This is a genomic window from Lunatibacter salilacus (genome assembly GCF_009797935.1).
GTDB classification, from domain to species: Bacteria; Bacteroidota; Bacteroidia; order Cytophagales; family Cyclobacteriaceae; genus Lunatibacter; species Lunatibacter salilacus.
This window is the reverse complement of sequence record NZ_VOLC01000001.1, coordinates 378,138-390,889: the sequence shown is the minus strand read 5'-3', so window position 1 is coordinate 390,889 and position 12,752 is coordinate 378,138. Positions and strand designations below refer to the sequence as shown.

Annotated in this window: 3 protein-coding genes; all 3 read right to left on the bottom strand. The window is 44.4% G+C overall.

Annotated features, from left to right (window positions below; translation table 11 throughout):
• Nucleotides 1–3: 3 nt before the first annotated feature.
• The gene (locus FQ608_RS01580) at nt 4–996 is read right to left on the bottom strand and encodes a sensor histidine kinase (protein ID WP_158856045.1); all 993 of its coding nucleotides are present in this window, start codon (nt 994–996) and stop codon (nt 4–6) included.
• Nucleotides 997–1,177: 181 nt separating this feature from the next.
• Nucleotides 1,178–3,571: a TonB-dependent receptor gene (locus FQ608_RS01575; RefSeq protein ID WP_158856044.1), complete on the bottom strand. Its 2,394-nt coding sequence runs from the start codon at nt 3,569–3,571 to the stop codon at nt 1,178–1,180.
• Nucleotides 3,572–3,723: 152 nt separating this feature from the next.
• A complete protein-coding gene (locus FQ608_RS01570; protein WP_158856043.1) occupies nt 3,724–12,441 on the bottom strand; it encodes a GH36-type glycosyl hydrolase domain-containing protein in 8,718 nt (2,905 codons plus the stop codon).
• Nucleotides 12,442–12,752: the final 311 nt, after the last annotated feature.

Below are 12,752 nucleotides of genomic sequence, written 5' to 3'. Positions count from 1 at the left end.
AAATTATTCGCCTAAAACCAAGGGTATCTCAGCAAAGAAGTACCCGTCTTTTTCATAAAATTCTGGAACTCTGTTACTAACCAGTTTCATGCGCTCCCGTATATTTTTAAGCCCCGTTTTGGTGGAGTCTACAATTCCCTGTCTGGCCTGAATCCGATTTTTTACCTGCAAAATATCCCCAACAAGCTGAATCTGAATATGAAGGGGATGTTTTTCGCTGATACTATTGTGCTTTATGGCATTTTCCACCAGGTTTTGCAAAATAAGTGGTGGGATATAATAGCTTTTTCCCGATGAATCGATGTCTTCTGAAATGATCAACTGATCTTCAAATCGAATTTTCTGAAGGTAGCAGTAGGATCTGACAAATTCCAATTCTACCTCCAACGGTACAAACGACTTATCCTTCACCTCCAGCACATACCGATAGTTTTTGGCAAACTCCTGTACAAAACGCTCCGCCCGCACTGGGTCCACGGGAATTAGTGCCGAAAGGGTATTCAAACTGTTAAACAGAAAATGCGGGTTAACCTGGTTTTTAAGGCTTTCGAATTGCAATCGGGCCTGATTTTTTTTGAGCCGTTCGCTTTCCAACAGGGATTCTTTCCACAATTGAAAATAGTAAACTGTTTCGTATATCATGGATATTATTGCCGTAATGATCAATCCTTGAATAACTAAGCTTTTATAATAGTCTGGTCGTTCAGGTGCTAAATCAAACCATTTAAGTAGAAATCCGAGAAGTAAACCTACAGATACCGTATAGATCAGTGCCATTCCTCCTTGAATTCGTATTCTCTTCTGAGAGTCTTCAAATAGCGGGAATTTGATACGGGCAAAGCTCACAATCTGATAGTTTCCTTCCCAGTAGGCGAACGTAAACAGGAGGGTAACTCCCACCACATCAAGAAAAGGACCATCGGAAATAAATACACTAGACAAAAGAGACAAGCCAAGCATCATCAGGTAACGGTCATAGGGTTCCTTGATTTCCATCCTGATACAATTCTTTGTGATTATTCATGATATTTCATTTTTGTTAGATAAATATGTTGCCAATTAACTTATTATTAACCCCAATCCCAAAATAACGAATACTTGGCATGGTTAATAAAATTACTCCGGTCATTAATTTTGCTGCCGGCGTCATACTAAGTTGTTATTTAAGTGAATTTGGTTAAAATGTCAGTCGGTATTGTGGGATGGGAAAAAATCCCAATTGGTAGCTTTTTACAATTTGTTGGGTCATGGGATTGTAGGTTTGGCGAAAGAGATTCTGATTATTGAATACATTTTGGATATCCAATGCCCATTCATGGGTTAACCCTTTTTTATTAACCCGGTAATTGATTTTCAGATCGGTGCGGAAATAGGCTGGGTTTTTTTCTGAATAAGCTAAGTTCTCTTGAAATACAGTCTCATTTGCCAATTGACTTGCTGCAAGATCAATGGGTGTGATGTATTGTCCACCGGCAAGGGTGCTTTTCAGGTCAAGACCCAAGATTCGATTCTTGGATCCGATTTGCCATTCTTTACCGAATAGTCCATTAAAAACATACTGACTGTTAAAAGCCGTGTTTCGCCATACTTGGTCACTCCCCTTATATTTGGAGTCAAAGAGCGATGCAGTTGCCAGAAAATAGGAAGATCCGCTGAAGCTTTTTTCCAAGGTTAATTCCAACCCGTAGTTTCTTCCGCAACCTTCATTGACGAGGTTGTCCACATTCGGAATGCCGAAATCGGCTCCTGCATTCAGCATGGAAAAACTACTGGATTGGGATTCCACCGCCACATCAAAAAGGTGCTGGTAGTATATTTCCGCTTTGAGACGGATATCCGGAGTAACTTGGTGCTGATAACCGCCTACGAAATGATGGGATTTTGTAAAATCAAGGTTTTCATTGGTCCGCATGCCCGGCGTTGCAGTGAGTTCTGCTTCGAGAAAATAGATTGGAAGGGTTTGCAGTTGACTATGCAGGCCGTAACCCAACTGAAACGAGCTGCGTGGAGTGTGTTGGTAGCTCAATCCAGCACGTGGTTCTAGTTGCTGGGATTCATTCAGCATAAAATACTGGTAGTGCAAACCACCTGTGGCACTCCAAGCTGCATTGAACCGATGCTGCCACTGCACAAAGCCCTGCGCCAAACCGGAGTAATCCTGCATATCCCGTAAGTTCACGAACTGGCCTGATGCTCCCCGGTAAATGCTGTCCTGAAGGTTAAAGCCGAGCAAGTCATAGTTCATCCCTACGCTGAAATTGTTTTTACTGTCTACTTTGCTATGCAGATGGTACTGCGCCCGGTATTTTGAAAGGCCATAATGATTTCTATAAAAGGGAACCGCTGCCCGGGTTTCCATACTGAGGGAATCCACGACATTTCCGGAAAAGGCATAATCAGCCGAAAGGGAAAACACCCCATAGGTATTGTTTGAATAGTATTGGGTATGTGAGATTCCAGCCACACCCATTTTGGCGGAGTTATAAATGTTTTGTGAGAGTTCCGAATACAGGTCGGTACTACTGCTGTCCATATCGGAGCCTATCAGGTCTATGTTACTTTTTCCGCCTACGGCAAAAAGGGTGAATCGTCCAGCACGTATTGTTGGTATATCGACTTTGACCGAAAGGTCTTGGTAATAGGGTACGGCATCGCCGGTACCGGGGGAAAAACCGAGACCCTGCATCATGGCCAAAGTTGAATATCTGTAATTAATTAGATAGGAACCACCATTTCCTATACCCAAAGGCCCTTCTGTTCCCGCTTCCACGCCATTAAAGCCCATTTGAAATAAATGTTCCCGCTTGAAGGCATTGCCTTTGCGCATGTTCAAGTCAAATACGCCTGCACTGGCATTCCCAAATTGTGCGGGGAAAGCTCCAGTTAGGAAATCACTTTTGCCAAGAAGGTTATTGTTCAAAATACTGACAGGACCTCCGGTAGTACCCAAGGCACCAAAATGATTTGGATTGGGAATGTCAATGCCTTCCAGTCTCCACAAAACTCCGGTTGGAGAGTTGCCGCGTATGATGATGTCGTTTCGGGAGTCGTTGGCGCCACTTACCCCGGCAAAGTTTTGCGCCATCCTTGCGGGGTCATTTCTGCTACCGGCATACCGGTTGGTCTCTTCCATATCAAATCCCCTTGCTGAGACGACTGCCCATTCGTTTCCTGCGTCCTGGGGATTTCCGGAATCGGTGATAACTACTTCATTCATCTGTGCCAAACTTTCGGCAAGTGAAATTTCGAGCACGACCTCCTTGCCGGAGGTTACTACTAGCTCCCGAATTGTAGTTGGCTCATATCCCAAGAAGCTAATTTTCAAATTCACCCTTCCAGTAGGTACTTTGGCCAAATGAAAATTACCATCCTCATCGGTAGTTCCTCCGATCAAGGGGTCTGTGCCCGGAATCAGGATGTTAGCTCCCGGAAGGCCTACCTTAGAAACTTGATCAAACACTCTACCTCTCACCGCCTGATATAGGTCAGCCGATTTGGTTTCTTGGGCGAGAGATAAGATGCTGCTTGTTGATAAGAGACAAATTGTAAATAAAGTAAATAGATTTTTCATTGTACATGTCGTTAGTTTGATGTTTCAAATGAACAACACTAAGCCAACAGGATAAAAAATAATGAAATGGACAGTGGAATTTAGCTGACGAACCCGTAATGGAAGCGGATGGAAATTATTTGCCGGAAGTGGTTTCCGGCAAATTCCTCCCATTACTCAACTCCCATAGCAACAATGTCTTTTACTCCAATGGTAAGTAATACTTCATGAATCCTACCATCATCGGGTATAGAGATGATGTTGCCCTCTCCATGTAGCTCATCTATTTCCCAAGAAGAAAACGAAATTAATACATCTTGAACGACTGTCAGGTTATATAAGGCATTGCCCACCCTATAGGCAACTTTGACCGAAGGCCAGTGAAGGGGGAAGCAGGGTTTGAAGACCAGTGTGTCCCCGATTTTTCTTATTCCCAACAGGGAACCTAAGATAAACTCATACATCCAGCCAGAGGATCCGGTATACCAAGTCCATCCCCCCCTTCCTTCATGGGATATGTTTGCATAAACGTCTGCTGCCATGACATATGGCTCTACTTTGTACGTGGTGATGGATTTGCTGTCTGAACCGTGGCCAATGGGATGTATCATGGAAAACAATTCCCAAACTTTTCCCCTGTCCTGCAGGGCTGCAAAAGCCATTAATGACCAGATGGCGGCATGCGAATACTGTCCACCATTTTCCCTGACTCCGGGTACATATCCCTTAATATAGCCGGGATTTAGTTCACCCGTATCAAAGGGTGGATCCAACAGTTGAATAAGGTCAAGTTTTCGGTTGACCAGATATTTATCCAAGGATTCCATTCCCTCCTTTGCTCTTTCGGGATTACCAGCCCCTGACAATACCGCCCAGCTTTGGGCGATCGCATCGATTCGGCACTCGGAATTTACCTTTGATCCAAGGGGAGTACCATCATCAAAGTACGCACGCCGATACCACTCGCCGTCCCAAGCAGAGGATTCCAGGTTTTTCTTCAAAACGCCGGCTTCTCTTAAGCAATCCTCTTCGAAGTCGAAATCCCCGTACTGTGACGCAATAGGAGCAAACTGCTTCAATATGTCATAGAGAAAAAATCCCAGCCATACACTCTCCCCCAAACCCTCATGCCCAACTCGATCCATACCATCATTCCAATCTCCAGAACCAATTAATGGCAAGCCATGCCTGCCAAATCGGAAGCTATAGCGGATGGCTTTTACGCAATGCTCGTAAAGAGTACCTGAAGCATTGGCAACTATCGGTAAATCGTAGATTGAATCCTCCTCAAGTGTAAGCTCTCTCGCATCCAGATAACCAACCATTGCGTCCAATAGGGTGTCATCACCTGTGGCCTTTAGGTATCGACAAACTACAAAGGGAAGCCAAAGCATATCATCGGAGCATTTGGTCCTAACACCTCTCCCCTCAGGAGGATGCCACCAATGTTGCACATCTCCCGCCAGAAACTGCCTAGAAGCATGTAAGAGGATTTGGTTTTTTGCAATCTCCGGCCGGGTATGAAGCAATGCCAAAACATCCTGTAGCTGATCCCTAAATCCAAAGGCACCTCCGGATTGGTAAAAGCCGCTTCTTGCAAAAATTCTGCATGCAAGTGTCTGGTAGGTCAACCACCCATTAGCGAGTACATTAAGCGCGGCATCTGGTGTGGTCACCTGAACTGCCTCCATCGTTTCCTTCCAGTATTCATGAACTTCGGCCAATGCCTGCTTAGCGGATCGGGAATTTTGGAATCCATCAAGAAGTTCCCTTACTGCAGCCAAATTTTCCCCACTTCCTAATCGGAAAATAATTTCCCTCTCCTCCCCAGCTAGCAGGTCTACTTTTACTTGAAGCACCGCACAGGAGTCTAGGCCAGCGCCGACCCTGCCGGATAATTTGCTTCTGCTCATGCCTTGTGGTATGGCGATGTTCCCATTACGTCCCAAAAAAGCAGTCCTGTCGGTGGTATAGCTTTGATTACTTCCTCTGACCACCGCAAAGGTCACCTTGTCCGTAAAAGCAGAGTTGTATTTGTTTCTAAAAAGTAGCGCGCCGGTTTCGTGGTCTCTTTCAGATACTATATGTAGATTTGTCTTGGATTTCAAGTCCCCCAAAATCATTTCGAAGTAGGCAGTGGCAGATAATTTCCGTTCCCTCTCCGTATTATTTTTTATTTTTAGGATGAGGTATTTTACAGGAAGCAACTTATCGACAAAGACTGTCAGATTCGAACAAATGCCACCTTCCTCATATTCAAACGTCGAAAATCCAAAGCCATGGGTAACTATATATGGTTGCTTTCCCCGGGTAGGAAATGGAGACGGAGACCAATAATGTGCACTTTCTTCATCACGAATGTATAATGCCTCGCCTCCCTGATCACTAACCGGATCATTTTTCCAAGGGGTAATTCGGTATTCATGTGCGTTGGTTGCCCAAGTGTAGGCCGATCCGGAATCGGAAACTACAGTTCCAAAGTCGGGGTTAGCCAATACGTTCACCCAGGGTGCCGGCGTGGTTTGTTTTTCGGTGAGAATGATTTTGTACGTTTTTCCATCCGGAGAGAATCCTCCCCGTCCGTTAAAAAAAAGTAGATCAGAAGTATCTGGCTGCTGGGCGAAATTACTGTTGGATGGGAATAACAGTGGCTCTATTAAAGCCGGTAATGGAACCGACTTTTGGATTTGATTAACTTGTTCAGTCAAGGTCCCTTTATGGTCGTGCAGAATGACACGTGCCACACTTTCAAAGAGTATCCGATCCTCATAGGATAACTGATCCGCAGTTTTGACAAAAATATTCCCCTGCTTGCCGTAAGGATGGGGATGGGCACCCTCCGTATTAATTAAACCCAGAATTTGCTCCTGTAGTAGCTGTCTGTAGGAGCCATGGTCCTCATTCCAAATTACCAGATCTACAGAAAGCCCTTTTAAGCTCCAATAGGCATGGGCTTGAATCAACTGCTTGATCAATGTCAGGTTTTTTGGATCAAAAACATGTACAAGGACAATGGGTAGATCCCCGGAGATGGAATGACTCCAAAGACTAGACTGACCTCGGGAATTGGATTGGATAACTGTACCGTCTGCCCTGAGCTTTGGGTGGGGATAGATGATGAACGAAGCCAAACTATCAAAAACAAGTGCATCGGCCTCTGTAGCGTTGATCTGACGAAGCATGACCTGCATATGTGTCCACGAAAGCTCTAATGCCCGCTTTCTCAAATTGTGATCCTTATATTTTCGCAGCAATCCCTCACATCCCTCCCGAGTCTCGGCAATGCCAAAAATCAAATCAAAGGCTACTGTTTGCTCAGGCTTCAAGTGGATTCTATATCGGATAGCTAAAATTGGGTCGAGAACAGCTCCGGATTTTCCGGTCAGTCGTGGCGTGTCAAGACTTTGTGGGTGGACCAAGGTGTTGCCCCTACCGATAAATTCCATCCGGTCTGTTTCAAAGGACACAGCTTCCACTTCTGCGCCATAGACATCCATCAAATGAAACATCCAAGGAGGGGTTTCGTTTTTGGAACGTGCTCTTCTGGTACAAAGAATAGCCTTTAGGTCTTCTAGAATTTCAGTTTGTACAAATAAGTTACTGAATGCCGGATGGGCTTCGTCGGAAGCCTGACTAGCCAATACTATTTCGGCATAGCTCGTTACTTCCAATACCTTTGTAACTGTTGACTTGTTCGTGAGTTTGATCCTACGTAGCTCCATATCATCTTCCGGAGAGATGACAATTTGAGTCTTGGTGATGATGCCGTCATCCATTCTCCTGAATTCGACTTGGCCTTGGGAAAAAATGGCTTCATAACTTTGAGGGACCTGGAGGGTAGGTTGGTAGGTATTGGACCAGAATTTCCCATTGGATATATCTTTGATATAGCAGAATATACCCGTATTATCCAAGCTGGTATCTTCTCTCCATCGGGAAACAGCCATGTCTTTCCACCTGCTGTATCCCCCGCCTGCGTTGGTCAACATGACCACATATCGGCTGTTACTTAACAATTGAATCTCCGGCAAGGCCGTGTGAGGTGTGGGAATGGAGCGGGAGAAATTCTCCTCCCTTGCCTGTGGTACAATGTTAAGCTCAGCCGTATGGGCGAAAAATTGGGTAGCTCTTGGGATCTTTTCCTGAAGCAGTAATATCGTAGCCTGAAAGCGTAGTTCTGATAAGAACCTTCTATGCATCGGTTTGTCCAGCAAGGCATACGAAAGAGATAGGAATCCCATTCCCTGGTGGTGAACCATATAGGATTGGATAATTCCGTAATCTTTTCCTCGGGGTATTCGGCTGGGAGTGTAATCAATGGCTTCGTAAAATCCGAGCTCTCCTTCAAATCCATTGGCAGATAAAACTTGCAAGTTTTCGCAGGATTTCCCCAGAGAGACCATGAGTGCCATCATTGAGGCATAAGGAGCAATGACGAGCTCCTCTTCCAGTCCCCGTTTCAGACCTAGACCTGGTACGCCAAATGCTTTATACTGATAATTGAGGCTGGCATCCACGGCATTATAACCGGATTCCGAAATTCCCCAAGGGACGCCCCGCTTCCTTCCATATTCAGCCTGCAACTTCACCGTGGCCTTGGCACTTTGATTTAGAAGGGTATTTTTATAACTTGGCATAACTAAAAGCGGCATGAGGTACTCAAACATGGATCCACTCCAAGAAAGCAAAATCGGGTCACTTCCCGAATTGGTCAGTAATCTTCCTAGAGAAAACCAGCTTTCCTGTGGAAGCTTGCCCTGTGAGATACCCACGAAAATACCCAATCGAGCTTCAGAAGCCAATAGATCGTAAAATCCGTCGTCCCTGCGTTGATCTTCTGTATTAAATCCAATACTTAACAAACTGGTGTTTGAGTCAAACAAAAAATCGTAGGAGACCGTACTTAATTGCTCACATTGATGTCCCAACCGGGTTACATTCTCGATAGTTCTTGCGGATTCTACCGTTCCTTTTTCAATGGATTCTCGGAGTTGAGTTAGGTAGTTTTTAATTGAAACCGGAAGGGTAATCCTTTCAAGTTGATCGATTGCTTGGATAGAGGTAGATACGAGAGGGATTATGGATTTTATCGAAGGTATTTTATCCAACTGTTGAAGTTGGACGAGATCTTTTGGTATAGGCAGTAGGTGCATCCAAGGAATCTGAATATAAAGATCTTCTTTTATATCCCTTAGTTGGCCTATCAACCTGTCGAGCCAAATAGTAGCCAAAATCCCCAAATCTGTAGATCGGGATAGATTCCCAGCCAGCTCAATGAGGTGATTGAGGTGTTGATCCATGGTTGAAAGTGAATATACCTCCTCTGTCAACATACGCTCTAGATAAGCAGAAATATCTAGCAGCATGGCACCATTCTTCGTATTTAGGTAGCGTTCCACGACCTCGACTGTTGTTTTAATGCCCTCAAAATTCTGGTTGGAAATGACAGGTTGGGAGGGAAGTTCAAACAAACCTTGCCGCAAGGTGAGTAAGTGGCCTAGCAGATTTCCACTGTCAACAGTGGAAATGTATCTTGGCATAAGTACGTTCAGCGTTCTTGTATCATACCAATTATAAAAATGCCCCAGATATCGCTCCATGTCTACCAGCGTAGTTACGGTTTGATCAATTTTTTCAATCGCCTTTCTGGCTGAAATATACCCGAAATCGTAGGCAGTGAGGTTTGCCAGCAGTGCCATTCCAATATTAGTGGGAGATGTGCGATGGGCAATTTTTTCAACGGGAGATTCCTGAAAATTGTCTGGCGGAAGCCAGTTTTCTTGGGCTGTTACAAATTTTTCAAAAAAGGCCCAGGTTTTTCGGGCGGTTTGGTGAAGAAATTTTCGTTGATCTTCACTGATTTTCTCCGTTGTTTCATTCAATGTACAGCTTAGCTTCCAAGAAAGGTATGGAGACGCAGCCCACAGGAGTAAAAATGGTGCAGAAACCAACAGGGTCCAAGGTTCAATATACAAATGGCCCACTAAAGTTACAATGGCAAGCCCAGGAGATATCCACATAGTTTTATATCCATACCAGGTTTTATAAGTAGAATTCTGGGATACGGTAGCAGAAGGCGTCCATTGGAGTAGGTGCTTGTGCGTTACCAGTAGACGAAATAGTGTAATTATGATGGCAGATGTAAATCTTAAGGCTTCATATGGCAATACTGAAAGGCCGAAGATAAACCGTAGCAAAGTAAGTCTAACGTTGCCCCATACTTCCAATAGATGTATTTTTAAGGAGATGTCCTTGGGCTTATGTACCATTTGCCATCCGGCCGCAGCCATGGCGGCAAGCAGGATTATCATGGTGACGATTAAGGTCCACAGCCACGGATAAGGCAACACAAACCAGCCCATCAATAAGAGAGAGAGCAAGGCCACAGGCAATAAACTGCGGCGAAGGTTATCAATTATCTTCCATTTGGATAGCGCGGAAAGTCTATTTTTTACAAGAATATGATGGCTGTTCTGTACTAAAGGCAACATCCAAGCTCCGATTTGCCAATCTCCACGGATCCATCGGTGGCTTCGTTTTATATCCGATTCATAGATTGCCGGATTGTCATCATACAAGAACACATCACTTACCATACCAGAGCGGACGTAGCATCCCTCGAGTAGGTCATGGCTTAGGATTCTGTTTTCCGGAAATGCCCTGTCCATGGCCTGTTCAAAAACAGCAACATCGTAAATGCCCTTTCCTATAAATGAGCCTTGGCCAAAAAGGTCCTGATACACGTCTGATGAGGCCTTGGTATATGGGTCCACACCGCTTACATTGCCCTGCATGCTCAAATAAAGAGAAGATACCGGTGGAATGGCAGAGGCCATTCTAGGTTGTAAAATACCGTATCCATCTGTTACCCGTCTTTTGGTAAAATCATAGATGGGACGGTTTAGCGGATGGGCCATGGTGGCGATAAGCTTCCATGCGGCATCTCTGGGAAGTTGGGTGTCTCCATCCAAGGTGATAATGTATTTTACAGATGAGAGCAAAGGCAAGTCTCCGATCATTAGACTGAAATGTGTTTTATCCCTTCCCAAAATCAGGCTGTTAAGCGCTGCGAGTTTCCCCCTTTTGCGCTCATAACCCATCCATTTTCCTTCCTGCTCATTCCATGTTCTAGGTCGGTGCAGCAAAAAGAAATTACCTTGGTCCGAATCCTCATATTTCAGGTTGAGGGACTCAATCCCATTTTTCACTTGATTTAGTAAGCATTCATCAGTTGACATTTTTTCAGTGTCAGCATCCAAGAAGTCCGTCAGCAAGCCATAATAAATATTCGATCCTGAATTAGCCAAGAAACGTACTTCCAAATCCTCGAGTAGCGAATCTATGGCCTCAGGATCAGTTAACATCGAAGGTACAATGACAAGGGTACGCCACGTATCGGGAACTCCTTTTGAGAAATCCATTCGAGGCAAGACTCGCGGAACCACCCAGATCGTAGATAACCAATTGACCAAAGAAACGGCCAGTTGCGATGCCCCTAAGATAAAAAGTGGAATAAGAAATATTAATGCCAGGGTACTAGAGACACCCTGAAGAACCGCATAAATAAACAAGCTGCCGGAAATGGTTACAGTCAAAAAGATGATGGAAAACAAATACAAAAATACGGGCATTTTGCCTGCCGCATTTTTTAGTCTATCCTTCCAAGGATTTTTGGTATTAAAGTATAATTCAATTTCATGCAGCCCCTTGCCAACCAACCAATATCCCAAATGCTCTTGCTTCGGGATTGTGTTTCCGCGTTGCTTTTTTTCTTTAATGTATGCCAGCAGTTTATGTGCCACCTCGGTCTCAGAGTACGCACTTGCTTTAGAAATGCGCTCCACTACGTGTCTGTAACTGTCTCGAGTGGCAAAATCCATCTGCGGATAAATCCCTGTTTCCTCTTCTCTAAAAACCTTCTCCACACTACTAAGAGATTCAACAAATTTCCTCCAGTCCGTAGCTCCTAAAAAACGGAGAGTGCCTATGCTGTTTTTGATGGATACCTGATCGGCAGCCTGTTTCTGGTTTTCTTGCCATACGAGGTCTTTAGCAGTTGTTCCCAAGATGTTCAACTGCTGCTCCATCCAACTTAGAGGGAGCTGAAGTTCCGGACCTTTGCCTTGTAAATATCGGGTAAATCCGGCCACAAATGGACCATCAAGAATTGGGGATGACCGCGCCATATCCGCAATGGTTAATATCAAATCCGCTGGTTCATCTCTAACGGTTTCCATCATTCGTCCAGCCCAAAAATCCGCCAAATTATTGTCCAGCATGTCAAGGGCAATCATTCGGGATACCCGGCGAAGGTTTTCGATGACTGCCAAACGGAGCATAATGGGTATGGCCCATAGCTCACCTAAAGTTAGAAATGTCTGCGTCTGATAAGCTGAGATAAAACTGCTCAGGTTATCCTGATCTATCCTTCCATCGCTGTGCGATATTATTTCCAACACGATATCGTAGACGCGCGGCATGCCAGCAGAAGCACCTTCCGCCAAATTGGGAAGTGCTTCACTATAGCCTTTTGGAAGGTGTTTTCCTGCGAGAACTACCTGCTCTTCGATCAAGTAAAAATTGTCCAACAACCAATCCCCAGCCGGTGAGATGGTTTTTCCAGATTTGATTCCATCGACGAGCAAATCCCTAACTTCCAAAAGTTTCTTCTCATTTTCCTCCAACCTTCCTAGTAGTTGATCCTTTGAACTTCCCACCTGCAATTTGTGTGACTTTGCAAGAATCTTTCCATGTCGGTCATTTTGTTCAGAACTGTATAATTCCCCCCGGTAGGGTGTTTCCCTATCCCGAGTATTAAGTTGATCTTTGTGAAAGTAATCCCTAAGTCGGGAAAATCCCTCAAAAACGGAAGATGTTGAAACATTTAGCATAGGTAACGTATGGACTTAATATTAAGGCTAAGACTCCAATTTCTGGCGACTGTAATGGTAATCAATATAAACAGGCTGAATGGGAGATGAAAATCTCAGCACTGGGCTAATTGGAAGGCTGTGAGATGGTAGCCCCACAGAATTGAGCAATATAAAAAAGTTGTGGCACAAAAGTAAAATATGATAGCATAATTATATTGTATATTTTATTTAAAAAGTTACATCTTTCACAGGTCGTGGGGTAATACGGCCTGCTGACGCATATAGTTGTGGGGTATCTTTTAAATGAATCTTACGGGAAAATCGCAGAT